The organism is Streptomyces sp. NBC_00045 (assembly GCF_045041095.1).
In the GTDB taxonomy this organism is placed as follows: domain Bacteria; phylum Actinomycetota; class Actinomycetes; order Streptomycetales; family Streptomycetaceae; genus Streptomyces.
The window spans coordinates 3,649,268-3,663,079 of record NZ_CP108271.1 but is presented as its reverse complement, the minus strand read 5'-3'; the positions used below and the strand labels follow the sequence as shown (position 1 = coordinate 3,663,079).

Genomic DNA, 13,812 nt, shown 5'->3' with positions numbered 1-13,812 from the left:
GCCAATCCTTGAGCAAGGTCACTCGAAAGAGCGGTGTTGACGGCGAGAACCCGGTTTTCGAATGTGGGTTCGATAGTCTGGCCGCGAGCGAAGGGGGTGCATCTGCCGTGGTACAGCGCATCGATGTGACAGGGGCCGACGGTGTGCGCCTGGCCGCCTGGGAGTTCCGCGAATCCGCCACCAACGCGCCCCCCGATCCCGACATGCCCCGGGTGCTGTTACTCCACGGTCTGATGGGCCGCGCCTTCCACTGGGCGGGCACCGCCCGCTGGCTCGCCGAGAACCGCCGCGTCGTGGCCCTCGACCAGCGCGGCCACGGCCAGAGCGCCCGCCCCGCCGCGGGCCCGGGCGTCGCGACCCTCCTGGGGCGTGACGCGTTCGTGGCCGATGCCGAGGCCGTCATCGAGCAGCTCGGCCTGGGCCCCGTGACGCTGATCGGCCACTCCATGGGCGCCCTCACCGGCTGGCAGCTCGCCGCCCGCCGCCCCGACCTCGTCGAGGCCCTGGTGATCTGCGACATGCGTGCCTCCGCCCTCGGCGAGGCCTCCCAGCAGGAGTGGGAGGACTGGTTCCGGCGCTGGCCCGTCCCCTTCCCCACCCAGGACGCCGCCCGCCGCTGGTTCGGCGAGGACGACCCCCGGGTGGAACGCCCCGACCCCGGCCGCGGCGCCTTCTTCGCCGAGGTGATGCACCAGGCGTCCGACGGCTGGCGGCCCGTGTTCTCCCGCCGCCAGATGCTGACCGCCCGCGAGACCTGGGTCCACGACGCGCACTGGGAGGAGCTGGCCCAGGTCCGCTGCCCGACCCTGGTCGTCCGCGGCCTGGACGGGGAACTGGGCCGCGCGGAGGCCCAGGAGATGGTCCGGGTCCTCCCGGCGGGCCGGTACGCCGAGATCCCCGACGCCGGGCACTACCTCCACTACGACCAGCCGACGGCCTGGCGCGCCGCCCTGGAACCCTTCCTCGACGGGGTCAGGGCCGCCGCGTCCTGACGGGGCCCGCAGGGCGCCGTACGACGGTGGGGGGTGACGGGCAGCAGCCCGTCACCCCCCACCCGCAGCCGTGCCGGACCCGGTGGTCAGCCCTTGCTGACGGCCAGCAGGATCTCCGGCAGCTTGCGCGCCACCGTCGGCGCCGCCAGCCGCAGACCCGCCCAGGCGGCCAGCGTGCCCCAGGCCGCGCCCAGCGGCAGCAGGATCCAGGCGAGGGACGATTGGTCCGCCACGTTCAGGTAGACCGCCAGGACGATCACCGGGGAGCAGATCACCGCCGAGGCGAACATGCCGCCGAAGATGCCCGCCCAGGCGAGCCCGGCCTGCCCCGGGGCCACGTTCTTGAACGCGCCGTCCGTGGGGATCGAGTACGGGAAGCGGGCCGAGGCCAGCGCACCCGTGCACAGCATCGAGCCGAGTAGGGCGAGGCTCATCCCGAGCCCCGCCGGGAGGACGCTCCAGTCGTGCAGCAGCGCCGCCGTGACCGCCGTGACCAGGACCGTGTACGGAGCGGTGACCAGGGCCAGGGCGTACGCACGGGCGCGCAGCTCCACGAACGCGTCCCGCGGGGTGGAGATGGTCTGCGCGACCATCCAGAACGCCGAGGTGTCCTGGCCGAACTGGTTGTACATCTGGACGCCGAGCATGCCCGTGCCGAAGCAGGCCAGGTACACCGAGCCCGTGCCCTGGAGGGCGTTGAAGACGGGGATGATCAGGCCGACCGCCAGGGCCGTGACCCACGCCGACTTCGTCTTCGGGTCGCGGACCACGTACCGCAGCGTGCGCTGCATGACCGTGCCGGTCCGCCCGGCCGGCAGGAACGCCCAGACGCCGTCGCCGCCCGCGGACGTCCGCTTCGCCGACGGCTTCGCCGCCGCGATCGTCGAGCCGTCCGGGGTGACCATCAGAGTGGTCAGGCTCCGCTCCCAGAACCGCAGGAGCAGTACCAGCGCGAGGACGGTCACGGCCAGCTGGCCCGCCGCCACGCCGTACGAGCCCTTGCTCGCCGAGTCCACCATGCCGACGGCCGTCGCGGGCGGCAGCCACCGCACCACGGCCTCGGCCGGCTCCAGCTGGGCCAGCCCGCCCGCCTGGAACAGGCGCTGGCTGGCGAAGTTCGCCACCTGCGCGCCGATCGCGATCAGCAGGCCGCTGAGCAGCGCGAGGTCGCGCCCCTTGCGGCTGGTCAGCAGCCGGACGTTGGCCGTGGCCACCGCGCGGGCCAGCGTGACGCAGCCCAGCACCAGGAGCGGCACGGCCGGTACGGCCGCGATGATGCCCGCCGTGCCCCGCGCGACGGCCACCACGGAGCCCACCGCCAGGCAGACCGTGAACAGCGGGCCGATGCCGACCAGCGAGGAGGCCAGCAGGGCCCGGACGAGCGGACGCGGGCGCAGCGGCAGCATGACCAGCCGGCTCGGGTCGAGCGTCTCGTCCCCGCTGGGGAAGAACAGCGGCATGAACGTCCAGCCCAGCGCCAGGATCGCCGCGAGCATGACGACGGCCGTGCCCGCGTGCGGGTTGCCGTGCAGCACGGCCAGGCCGAGCATCGCGAAGAAGGCCACCACCAGCGAGAACGCCAGCGAGGTGAAGTACGCGGCCTTGCGCTTCGACGAGCCCTTGAGCCCGTTGCGGATCAGCGAGAGCTTGAGGCGGACGAAGACCGGGGTCAGGTTGACCGCGGGAGCCGCGGCCGGCGGGACGGCCGCGGCGGCCGCCGGAGCGGAGGCGGATGCGGCGCTCATCGGCCCGCCTGCCCGCCGAGCCAGTCCAGGGAGTCGCCCGCGTCGCGCCCGCCCGCGCCGACCAGCTCCAGGAACGCGGCCTGCAGCGAGGGCGCGTCGCCCCGTACGTCGGCCAGCGGGCCCGCGGCGCGGATCCGGCCGGCGGCCATGACGGCGACCCAGTCGCACAGCGACTCGACCAGCTCCATGACGTGGGAGGAGAAGACGACCGTGGCGCCGGAGGAGGTGTACCGCTCCAGCACTCCGCGGATGGTCTGCGCCGACACCGGGTCGACGCCCTCGAACGGTTCGTCCAGGAACAGCACTTCGGGGTTGTGCAGCAGGGCGGCGGCCAGGCCGATCTTCTTCCGCATGCCCGTCGAGTAGTCCACGACCAGCTTGTGCTGCGAGCCCGCCAGGTCCAGGACGTCCAGGAGCTGCGTCGCCCGCTTGTCGGTCTCCTCGCCCGGCAGCCCGCGCAGCCGGCCCATGTAGCCGAGCAGTTCGCGCCCCGACAGCCGCTCGAACAGCCGCAGGCCCTCCGGCAGCACGCCGATCCGCTGCTTCACCTCGACCGGGTCGCTCCACACGTCGTGCCCGGCGACGACGACCCGCCCCATGTCGGGGCGGAGCAGCCCGGTCACCATCGACAGCGTCGTCGTCTTGCCCGCACCGTTCGGGCCGACCAGGCCGATGAACTTGCCCGCGGGCAGTTCCAGGTCGATCCCCGCGACCGCGACCTGCTCGCCGAAGCGCTTCCACAGGCCCTCGACCCGCACTGCCGCCCGTCCGACGGACGGCGCGGTGTGCGCGCCGTCCGGTCCGTCCGTCCCACCCGTCGCAACTGCCTGGTCCGGCATGCGCCTGCCTCTCCTTCTGTTCCCCGTGGTCGTGCTCCTTCACGATAGGAGGGTGGGGAGAGGCTGGGCAGTTACTTATGTCATGAGTTTCCGTACAGGAATATCCCTGTCCTGACCTGCGATCTTGCGGGTTCCGGCCGGTGGTTTCCCCGATCGCGGTCAGGTGCCGAGCCGGTCCCGGTCCGCCGCGGCCTCGCGCCCGCACGCGTACGCCAGGGCCGCGATCAGCTCCTCCGTGTCGGGCAGCCACCGGTTGGCCGGGGTGGGCCGGCGCGCCCACTGGACCGAGCCCCGGCCGCCGAAGCGGGTGGGCGGGGCGGCCACGTACTCGCCCTCGCCCCGCGCGGCGAGGTCGATCGAGGCCGGCGACCAGCCGAGCTTGCGCACCAGGTCCGGTACCTTCGCTCCGGCGCCGGGCAGGACGAAGAACAGCATGCGGTGGTCGGGGGTGAGGGCGACCGGCCCGAGGGTGCGCTCCATCCGCTCCAGCCGCGCCAGTGCCAGGAACCCGGCCGAGTCCGGCACGTCCAACGCGTCGAACGTCCGGCCCGTCGGCAGCAGGATCGAGGCCTCGGGGCTCTTCGCCCAGATCCGCCGCACCTGGACGGCGCTGCCCGTGGCGAGCGGCGCCCAGTCCTTCACCGTGGGGTGTGCGCCCGGCGCCGGGCAGTCCTGCGCCCCGCACGAGCACAGCTCCCGCCCGTCCGCGGACTCCAGCCAGGTGCCGGCGAAGACATCCCAGTGCCGCTCTTCCGCGTACCGCACGGCATGGTCCAGCAGCTGCTCGCCGCGCTGCTTGGGGATGGGTGCGGTCTCCGTGACTCCGATGGTCTCTTCCACGCCCATCACAACTCCCGGGGTCACTCGGGGTTACGGGGTAAACCGGCTGGTGGACGGAGCATCGATCCTGCATGCGGGGCGCACTGATGCATGCGCGGGGGCGCGTAGGAGGTCGGGGCGCCGGAGTTGGGTAGCGACACGACGCAGAGCGGATGATTCTCCGCACATCAGGCGGGAAGTGATCATTCCAACGATCACCCGCGGCTACTGGGGGTTTTCATGGCAGCCAGGCCTCTCGTCGCGCGCCAGCCGAATGAACGGCTACAGGCGCTCATCCAGGAAGCCGGGTGCTCGAACGCCGGGCTCGCCCGGCGCGTCAACATGTGCGGGGCCGAACACGGCCTCGATCTCCGCTACGACAAGACCTCCGTGGCCCGGTGGCTGCGCGGCCAGCAGCCACGCGGCCGGGCGCCCGGCATCATCGCCGAGGCGCTGGGGCGAAAACTCGGCCGGACCGTCACCATCGACGAGATCGGCATGGCCAACGGCAAGAACCTGGCCTCCGGCATCGGCCTCCAGTTCTCCCCGACCGTCATCGGCGCCATCGAGCAGGTCAGCGAGCTGTGGCGGAGCGACGTCGGCCGCCGCGACTTCCTGTCCGGGTCGAGCGTGGCCGCGTCGGCGCTCGTCGAACCCAGCCGCGACTGGCTGATCACCGGCGCCGACGCACAGGTGGCGCGCAGCGGCGGCTCGCGCGTCGGCATGCCGGACGTGGAGGCGGTACGGGCGACCACCGACGCCCTGAAGGACCTCGACCACCGCTTCGGCAGCGGGCACGTGCGGCCCGTGGTGGTGCACTACCTCAACTCCGTGGTGTCCGGGCTGATCGGCGGCTCGTACCGGGAGCCGGTCGGGCGGGCCCTGTTCGCGGCGGTGGCCCGGCTGACCGAACTGGCCGGCTACATGGCGGTCGACACCGGGCAGCCGGGCCTGGCGCAGCGCTACTACATCCAGGCGCTGCGGCTGGCGCAGGCGGCGGGGGACCGGGCGTACGGGGGCTACGTCCTCGCGGCGTCGATGAGCCACCTCGCGGCGGAACTGGGCAATCCGCGGGAGATCGCGCAGCTCGCCCGGGCCGCGCAGGAGGGGACCCGCGGGCAGGTCGCACCGCGGGTCGAGGCGATGTTCTACGCCGCCGAGGCGCGCGGGCACGCCCTGCTGGGCGACGCCCGGGCCACGGCGGTGCTGTCCTCGCGGGCGGTGACCGCGCTGGAGCGGGCGGAACCGGAGTCCGGCGACGACCCGGTGTGGATCCGGCACTTCGACGCGGCGTACCTCGCGGACGAGCTGGCGCACTGCCACCGGGACCTGGGCCAGGCGGACGCGGCGGCCAGGCAGGCGGAGGAGGCCCTGCGCGGCCTCCCGGCGGGCAAGGAGCGGCGCCGGGCGATCGGGCTGCTGCTGCTGGCGGCCGCGCAGGTGCAGCAGCGGGAGGTGGAACAGGCCTGCCAGAGCGCCGCGAAGGCGGCGGACCTGCTGTCGGGGCTCCGCTCGACCCGCGGCGCGGAGTACCTGGACGACTTCCGCACCCGGCTCGCCCCGTACCGCGACGAGCCCGCGGCCCGCGAGTTCACCGCCCGCCTGGAGGTCGTGGCCTGACGGGGACGGCGAGCGGCGGGGCGGGTGGACCTGACGGGGGCGGGGTGACCGGGTAGCGTGAGCCGACGGTTCCGTAGTTCGGAGTATCGGAAAAGTCGGCGAAGGAGTCCCGGTGTCGGAGAGCGGACAAGGGAGCGGCCAGCAGGCGGCCCCGCAGGCCGGTGCGCCGTGGGGTCCCGACCCGGCGTACCCGCAGCCCCCGCAGAACCCGGGGCAGCCGGCCTACGGCTATCCGCCGGCGCCGGCCCCGTCCCAGCCGGGTCAGCCCGCGTACGGCTATCCGCCGCCGCCGGGGCAGCCGACACCCGGGCACGTCGTGGGACCCGGCTACGAGGGGCCGGGGGAGCCGCACGGGTACGGCTACCCGCCGCTGCCCGATGCGGCCACGCAGTACATCCCGCCCGTTCCGGCCGGGCCCGGTTCTGGTGAGGGTGCCACTCAGTACATTCCGCCGGTGCCGGCCGGGCCGGGGCAGCACGAGGCGGCGACGCAGTACATTCCGCCGGTTCCGGCTGCGCCCGGGCATCATGAGGCGGCCACGCAGTACATTCCGCCGGTGCCGGCGGCCCCCGGGCAGCACGAGGCGGCCACCCAGTACATCCCGCCCGTCCCGGCTGCGGCCGGTTCTGGTGAGGGCGCCACTCAGTACATTCCGCCGGTGCCGGCCGGGCCGGGGCATCATGAGGCGGCGACACAGTACATCCCGCCGGTTCCGGCTGCGGCCGGTTCTGGTGAGGGTGCCACGCAGTACATTCCGCCGGTGCCGGCCGGGCCGGGGCAGCATGAGGCGGCGACACAGTACATCCCGCCGGTTCCGGCTGCGGCCGGTTCTGGTGAGGGTGCCACGCAGTACATTCCGCCGGTTCCGGCTGCGCCCGGGCAGCACGAGGCGGCCACCCAGTACATCCCGCCCGTCCCGGCCGCGCCCGCGCACGACGAGGCCGCCACCCAGTACATCCCGCCCGTCACCGACGGGTTCGACGCGCTGTTCCGCGGGGAGGGCGCCGACGACGGGCAGACCCGGCAGCTGCCGCCCGTACAGGAGCCGGTACTGCGGCAGCCGCCGCCGCGGGGCTATCCGCCGCGCGGGCAGCACCCCGTACCACCCCAGGCCCGGCCGCAGCAGGCGCAGCAGCCCCAGCAGGCGCAACAGTTCCAGCAGCCGCAGCCGCAGCCGCAGCCGCAGCAGCAGCAGCAGCCGCAGTACGCGCCGCCCCCGCCCCCACCGGAGACGTCCCGGCGCGTGCCGGTCGGAGTGATCGCCGCCGTCGTCATCGGCCTGGTCGTCGTCGGGCTCGGCGTCGGCGCGCTGCTCAGCGACGGCAAGCAGCAGAACAACGACCCCGCGGCGGCGGCCGCGACGCCCGGCGCCGGAAGCTCGGCCTCCGCGGCCGACCAGGCACCCGTGGATCCGGCCCGGTCCCAGGCGGTCCAGCTGGACAAGCTCCTCGCGGACAGCAACGACAGCCGGGCCGCCGTGATCCGCTCGGTCGACGACATCAAGGGCTGCCGCAACCTCGGCCAGGCGGCGAACGACCTGCGCGACGCCGCCCGCCAGCGCGAGGAGCTCGTCACGCGCCTCCAGGACACCAAGATGGACAAGCTGCCCGACAACGTGAAGCTGGCGGCCGCGCTCACCAAGGCCTGGCAGTCCTCCGGGTCCGCCGACAACAACTACGCGGCCTGGGCGGACGAGACCGCCGGCGACAAGAAGGGCTGCAAGGACGGGCAGGCCAAGAACACCGGCCACGCCGCCGAGGGCAACAAGGCGAGCGGTGAGGCGACGAAGGCGAAGGAGTCGGCCGCGGGCCTGTGGAACGCGATCGCGGCCAAGTACGGCCTCACCAAGCGGGACAAGTCCCAGCTGTAGCCGGGGGCCGGCCCCCGGCGCCTACGCCGCGCCGGGCGCCTGTTCCAGGGTCTGCGTCATGTCCATGGACTGCTCGCCCTGCTGGGCGACGAGCCGGCCCGCCTGGACGACCTGGAAGGTGACGCGCCCGTTCACGATGCGCGGGAAGCCGGCGACGGCGCGCATGTCCTTGTAGCGCCAGCTCAGGTCCGGGGTCAGCCCGCCGGTCTTGACGGGCTCTTCCTGGTTCAGCTTGCGCGCCACCGTGCGCGCCGTGATGTCCTCGCCCGACTTGAACCGCTTCAGGGTCTCGCTGAGCACGGTGTACGCGATCCAGGTGGTCTGCGTCCCGCTGTCGTCCGGGTCGACGGCGTCGTTGCCGAAGGCGTGCTCGGAGATCACCTTGCGCATCGGTTCCCACAGTGCGTCGGCCGCCACCGGGTACCAGCTGGTGAGGTACGCGCCCTCGAAGGGGCTCTCCTTGCCGCCGGTGCGGTCGACCACGGCCTGGCTGACACTGCCGAGTACCGAGGAGATCTGCGGGTTCTTGTGCTTGGCGTCCTCGCGGCGGAAGGCGTCGAAGAAGGTCTCCGTGCGCTCGCCGAGCACGGCCGTGACGCAGCCCCGGTCCTTGCCGCCGGAGGAGTCGGCAAGTGCCTCGCGGGCCTGCGGGACGTAGTTCGAGGAGTCCTCGGCGGCCCGGATGTCGCTGGCGTCGGGCATCTTGTTGGCCTTCAGGCCGGAGTTGAGCAGGATCGGCATGGAGTCGCCCGCGAGGGTGTCCGGGCGGACGATGGCGACCTGGCTGCAGGCCCGGCCCAGCTGGTGTCCGGCACCGGCCAGGAGAACGGGCTGGCCACCGTTGACGGGGTAGGAGAGGGTGCTCTGGAACTCCTCGGAGGAGACCCCGTAGCCGCCGATGAAGGGGATGCCCTCGGCTTCCAGCGGGGCCATGAAGGCGCGTCCGTGCTGGCTGTACGAGCCGACGACCGCGACGGCCTTCTCGTCGATGGCCTTGCGGGCGCAGTCGGCGGCGCCGTTCGGGGTGTTCTTCTCGTTGCAGGTCAGTACGCGCAGTTTGTGCCCGTTGATCCCGCCCTTGGAATTGACCCAGGCCTCATAAGCCTTGGCCATGCCGGGCATTCCAGGCATATTGGTCGCGTTGGTGTCCTGCGGCGCGAAGGTCATGACCGTCAGGGTGTCCCCGGAGCCCCCCGGGCCTCCGGGGAGTACCCCGCATCCGGCGACGAGACAGGTGCCCATCGTCGTTGCCACCAGGGAGCGCGAGAGGAGAGCCGTGCGTCGCCATTCGGTCATGTCCACGCACACTTCCGCCCCGCGGGTAACTGGAGAGTGAGATGGACACAACAAAGGGTGACGTGAAGGTGAATTGCCGGAGAGCGATGCGCACAGGTGCTTCAAGATCGCACAATCCGTGAACGTACGATCGCAAGCGTGACATTCGCCCAAGGTTCGAAGAACTCTTCCCGCCGCGGCGGCCGCTCCTCCACCATGGGCGGCATGCCCCTGAACGACATGCCGTGGTGGCGCTGGCGCAGCAATGTGCGCTCGGCGCTTCACATGCTCTCCGACCCGGTCTTCCACGAGGAGACCTGGCTCGCCGGTGCAGAGGGGTACGGGGACGTCACCGACGCCGTGTACCGCCTCGTCGAGGACACCTGGCTCGACAGCTGGTCCGCGGACAAGTACGTCGGCACGATCTTCCGCGACTCCCAGGAGGCCGCGCTTGTGGACCTCGCCGTGCTGCGGGTGCTGCGGATCCTGCACCAGGTCGGCCCCGACGCCCCCGTCTCCGCCTACCTGGAGCACCACGCCTGGCCCGAGGCGGTACGCGCCGCACGCGAGGCGCACGTACGGCTGGCCACCGCGGACGGGGACGAACCGGACGCTGCGCCGCGGTCGCTGGAAGTGCTGAGGATCCTGACCCGCGCGGTGTGAAAGGCTGTGGGGTCATGAGCGACGACCCGCAGGCCCAGGCCCCCCAGCAGTACGTACTGACCCTGTCATGCCCGGACAAGCAGGGCATCGTGCATGCCGTGTCCAGTTACCTGTTCATGACCGGATGCAACATCGAGGACAGCCGTCAGTTCGGCGACCACGACACGGGCCTCTTCTTCATGCGGGTCCACTTCTCGGCCGACGCTCCGGTGACGCTGGACAAGCTGCGGGCCAGCTTCGCAGCGATCGGCGACTCCTTCCGGATGGACTGGGAGCTGCACCGCTCCGACGACCGCATGCGGATCGTGCTGATGGTGTCGAAGTTCGGGCACTGCCTGAACGACCTGCTGTTCCGTACGAGCATCGGCGCGCTGCCCGTCGACATCGCGGCCGTGGTCTCGAACCACACCGACTTCTCCGAGCTGGTCCGCTCGTACGACGTCCCCTTCCACCACATCCCCGTGACGAAGGAGACGAAGGCGGACGCGGAGGCGCAGCTCCTGGAGCTGGTGCGCGCCGAGAACGTGGAGCTCGTGGTCCTGGCCCGGTACATGCAGGTGCTGTCGGACACCCTGTGCAAGGAGCTGAGCGGGCGGATCATCAACATCCACCACTCCTTCCTGCCGAGCTTCAAGGGCGCGAAGCCCTACCACCAGGCGCACGCCCGCGGTGTGAAGCTGATCGGCGCCACCGCGCACTACGTGACGGCCGACCTGGACGAGGGGCCGATCATCGAGCAGGAGGTCGAGCGGGTGGGCCACGAGGTGACTCCCGACCAGCTGGTGGCGATCGGGCGCGACGTGGAGTGCCAGGCGCTGGCCCGTGCGGTGAAGTGGCACAGCGAGCACCGCGTGCTCCTGAACGGCACCCGCACCGTCGTCTTCGCGTAGCACCTGCCGCACCTGCCGCACCGGTTCGGCCCGACGTGCCGAACCGGGACGGCGCGCGCCCTAGAGGCGGCTCAGGGACGCCGCCGCGAAGAGGACGTCGCGGATGGCTTCGCGGTCGCCGTGCTGGCCCACTGCCGCCTCCTCCGGGGAGATGTGCCCCGCGGCCAGCTGGCAGAACTCGGCGCCGTCCAGCGCGATCCGCGCCACCGTGTGCTCCGGGGACGGCTTCGCCGCCGGGGAGTCCAGGGCGATGTCCCAGCTGCCGCCGCCGGAGCCCTCGATCTCCAGGTGCAGGGTCCGGCCGGGTGCGCCCGCCGCGACCAGGCTCCGGGCCGGGGCCGCCAGGCCCGCCCGCCGCCGGTGGGCGAGCGCGCTCGGCAGCAGCCGCGCCGCCAGGTCGATCATCCGGTTCAGGTTCGGCCCGGACGGCGGGTCGTACGGGTAGTCCACCGCCTCCGCGATGTCCCACGCGTGCACCCAGCACTCGAAGGCCCGCTCCAGGAACGCGTCCCCGAGCGGCAGCGCGAAGGACCCGTAGTCCACCGCCAGTTCCCCGACGCTCCGCCCCGCGAACGACACCGTCCGCACCAGCGTGTGCCCCTGCTCCCGCCACGGCTCGCGGATCTGCCGGGTGAGGGGCTGCGCGGCGGAGCTCCAGTAGTGCTCGGTACGGTCCGTCGCGTCGACGGGCGCCGCAGGGCCCAGCGGGTCGTCCAGGCCCAGGGCCGTCGCGATCAGCCCGTCCACCGTGAGCAGGTGCCCGATCACTCCGGCCACCGTCGTCCGGCGGGTCCGTTGGCACTCCTCCTCGAACCACTTGAGCCGTACCGGGGTCTGCCACTCCGAGTCGCCGAAGTCCCGCAGCAGCGCGTCGAGCCGGGCGGTCTCCGTGTCGTACGGGGTCGCCCACCCCGGCACCGGGATCCGGGCCGGCCGCTTGCCGAGACAGTCCTCCAGCACCCGGGACCGCAGCAGCGGCTTGAGGTCGAGGCTCTCCTCGGGGTGCAGCAGCCCCACCGCGTCACGCAGCCGCAGCGCCTCCTCCGCGCAGGGCGCGCACTCGGTGAGGTGGTCCTCCACCGCCTGCGTCTCCTCGGCGGAGCACGCCGCGAGCGCCCACGCGCCCAGCAGGGACTTCAGTACGGCATGGGTCCGTGGCGGCTGCGGCGGCTGTGGCGCCGGCTCGGGCGGTGCGTCGGGCCAGGCGTCGGGCAGCGGATCCGGTGCGTGCCGCGGGTCGAGGTCATCTGCGGCCCCGCGCGGACCCGGTATGCGCGGCGGACCCTCGGGGCGCTGCTCCTCGTATCCGTCGGCGGGCGGGTCGGCGGGGCCGTTCATCGGGGCGTTCCATATCCGGGCGGGCCGTATCCGGGCAGGGCGGCGTCCTCCTGCGGGAGGACGTTGGCGGTCGACAGCAGTTGGAGGCCCAGGCGCAGCCGGCGCCGGGCCTCGTCCTCGCTGATCTGGAGGTCGGCGGCGGCCTGCCGGTAGTCGCGGCGCTTGAAGTACGCGAGTTCCAGGGCGGCGCGCAGCGGCGCGGGCATGGAGGTGACGATGTAGTCCGCGCGGGCGGCGGCGCTGGCACTGCGCACCTTCTGTTCGAGCTCCTCGCGAGAGCCGCGGCCCAGTTCGGCCTGGCGCAGCCGGGCCACGGCCTGGCCCTGGGTGATCCGGGCGACCCAGGAGCGCATGGAGCCCTGCTTGGGGTCATACGCTTCGGGGTTCTGCCAGATGTAGCCGAACACTTCGCGCGTGATGCGGTCCGCCGCCTTCTCGTCGCCGAGGACCCGGTGCGCAAGGCTGTGCACGAGCGAGGCGAAACGGTCGTACAGCTCTCCGAGCGCGGCTGCCTCGCCGCGGGCGAGGCGCTGCTGCATGCGGCGGTCCCAGCGCGGTGGTACGTCCTTCGGCATAACTGCCCCCAGCCGTGTGTCGACGCATCGAATGTAATGGGCACTGACGGGTTCGCGCCCGTTTTGGGGGAACCCGGCCCTGGAAGAGTGCCCTGCGTGATAGGTGGGATGCGCGCTGTGAACCGTGGGACGCGGTGCGGCACGTGGGCACAGGTGTGCGCGCCCTGCCGCGCTCCCCGTGCGCGGGTTCGATGCGGCCACCTGCTTGACGACTTCGCTTAACGGGCAGGCCACGTAGGGCTTACGCTCCTGCCTTGTCTTGAACTGCACCCCACCGCACATGTGAAGGCGGAATACCGGATATGGACAGCGCAGAATACGAGCGCAAGATCGCCGCCCGATTCGCCACCTTCGACCAGGACGGGAACGGCTATATCGATCGCGAGGACTTCAGCGCGGCCGCGAAGGCGGTGCTGGCCGAATTCGGCACCACCGCGCGGTCGGACAAGGGCCAGGCCGTCTTCGCGGGCGCGGAGGCCTTCTGGCAAGGGATGGCCGGGATCGCGGACGTCGACGGGGACCAGCGGGTGACCCGCGAGGAGTACATCACCGGGGCGGCGAAGCGGCTGCGGGACAACCCGGAGCGGTTCGCGGAGATCGCGCGGCCGTTCCTGCGCGCGGTGATCGCGGTGGCCGACGAGGACGGCGGCGGCGCGACCCCGGCGGCGGCGACCCGCGTCCTGCACGTCCTGGGCACCCCGGCCGAGCTGGCCGGGGTGGTGGCGACGGCCCTGGACGGCGACGGCGACGGCCGCATCTCGGAGGACGAGATCCTGTCGGCGTTCGCGGCCTACTGCGGGGTCGAGGCCCCGGACGCGTAGCCCCCAACCCCGGACCGCCGTGCGGCCACCCCGCCGCACGGCGGGTCCGCGTGCCCGGCCGGCCGGTCGGACCACGCTGGTGATCAGGTCCCAGCCCGTGCTGAGCTGTCCTTCGGTCAGGCCGGTGAAGCTGCCGTTGGTGTCGATCCGGGCGGTGGCGATGGTGCCGTCGTCCGCTTGGTAGAAGAGCAGTTCCCCGGACACCGTGACTCCTTGGTCGTCGGGAGGGTGTCGCTCTCCCGCGTCCCCAAGAACCGCCGGCTCGGCCGTGGTCACGGGAGGATGTCTCATCTACGACGCCCTTCCCGGCCCCGGCCGTGGCGAGAGCGCCCGGGAGTCTCCTCCGGCCCGCCACCACAAGGAGT

The 13,812-nt window shown here is 72.6% G+C and carries 12 protein-coding genes; 6 read left to right on the top strand and 6 right to left on the bottom strand.

Features of this window, described 5'->3' with window-relative positions; genetic code table 11:
• Positions 1 to 107: 107 nt before the first annotated feature.
• Positions 108 to 992: an alpha/beta hydrolase gene (locus OHA65_RS17000; RefSeq protein ID WP_327283953.1), complete on the top strand. Its 885-nt coding sequence runs from the start codon at positions 108 to 110 to the stop codon at positions 990 to 992.
• Between the two features lie 86 nt (positions 993 to 1,078).
• On the opposite strand, the gene OHA65_RS16995 is transcribed toward OHA65_RS17000, so the two are convergent.
• From OHA65_RS16995 to OHA65_RS16985, 3 genes are all read right to left on the bottom strand, one after another.
• The gene (locus OHA65_RS16995) at positions 1,079 to 2,737 is read right to left on the bottom strand and encodes a transporter (protein WP_329313834.1); all 1,659 of its coding nucleotides are present in this window, start codon (positions 2,735 to 2,737) and stop codon (positions 1,079 to 1,081) included.
• Entirely contained in the window at positions 2,734 to 3,576 is an 843-nt protein-coding gene (locus tag OHA65_RS16990) for an ABC transporter ATP-binding protein (protein ID WP_327283951.1), read from the bottom strand. The genes OHA65_RS16995 and OHA65_RS16990 overlap by 4 nt, the downstream gene beginning before the upstream one ends.
• Before the next feature lie 159 nt (positions 3,577 to 3,735).
• Entirely contained in the window at positions 3,736 to 4,416 is a 681-nt protein-coding gene (locus OHA65_RS16985) for a bifunctional DNA primase/polymerase (RefSeq protein WP_327283950.1), read from the bottom strand.
• 219 nt (positions 4,417 to 4,635) lie between these two features.
• Between OHA65_RS16985 and OHA65_RS16980 the strand changes: the two genes are divergently transcribed.
• Positions 4,636 to 6,015 carry a transcriptional regulator gene (locus OHA65_RS16980; protein ID WP_327283949.1) on the top strand — a complete coding sequence of 460 codons (1,380 nt, stop codon included), beginning with the start codon at positions 4,636 to 4,638 and terminating at the stop codon, positions 6,013 to 6,015.
• 112 nt (positions 6,016 to 6,127) lie between these two features.
• On the top strand, positions 6,128 to 7,885 hold the full coding sequence (locus tag OHA65_RS16975) for a hypothetical protein (RefSeq protein ID WP_405762085.1): 1,758 nt from the start codon (positions 6,128 to 6,130) through the stop codon (positions 7,883 to 7,885).
• Between the two features lie 21 nt (positions 7,886 to 7,906).
• On the opposite strand, the gene OHA65_RS16970 is transcribed toward OHA65_RS16975, so the two are convergent.
• The gene (locus tag OHA65_RS16970) at positions 7,907 to 9,181 is read right to left on the bottom strand and encodes an ABC transporter substrate-binding protein (protein WP_327283947.1); all 1,275 of its coding nucleotides are present in this window, start codon (positions 9,179 to 9,181) and stop codon (positions 7,907 to 7,909) included.
• Positions 9,182 to 9,376: 195 nt separating this feature from the next.
• Between OHA65_RS16970 and OHA65_RS16965 the strand changes: the two genes are divergently transcribed.
• On the top strand, positions 9,377 to 9,823 hold the full coding sequence (locus OHA65_RS16965; protein WP_327285688.1) for an SCO4402 family protein: 447 nt from the start codon (positions 9,377 to 9,379) through the stop codon (positions 9,821 to 9,823).
• 14 nt (positions 9,824 to 9,837) lie between these two features.
• Positions 9,838 to 10,713: a formyltetrahydrofolate deformylase gene (gene purU, locus OHA65_RS16960; protein ID WP_327283946.1), complete on the top strand. Its 876-nt coding sequence runs from the start codon at positions 9,838 to 9,840 to the stop codon at positions 10,711 to 10,713.
• A 60-nt stretch (positions 10,714 to 10,773) separates the two neighbouring features.
• Here the strand turns inward: purU and OHA65_RS16955 are convergent, their stop codons facing one another.
• Complete coding sequence (locus OHA65_RS16955; protein ID WP_327283945.1) at positions 10,774 to 12,051, bottom strand: zf-HC2 domain-containing protein; 1,278 nt, start codon at positions 12,049 to 12,051, stop codon at positions 10,774 to 10,776.
• On the bottom strand, positions 12,048 to 12,626 hold the full coding sequence (locus OHA65_RS16950; protein WP_327283944.1) for a sigma factor: 579 nt from the start codon (positions 12,624 to 12,626) through the stop codon (positions 12,048 to 12,050). The genes OHA65_RS16955 and OHA65_RS16950 overlap by 4 nt, the downstream gene beginning before the upstream one ends.
• 302 nt (positions 12,627 to 12,928) lie before the next feature.
• On the opposite strand from OHA65_RS16950, the gene OHA65_RS16945 reads away from it, so the two are divergent.
• Complete coding sequence (locus OHA65_RS16945) at positions 12,929 to 13,447, top strand: EF-hand domain-containing protein (protein ID WP_327283943.1); 519 nt, start codon at positions 12,929 to 12,931, stop codon at positions 13,445 to 13,447.
• Positions 13,448 to 13,812: the final 365 nt, after the last annotated feature.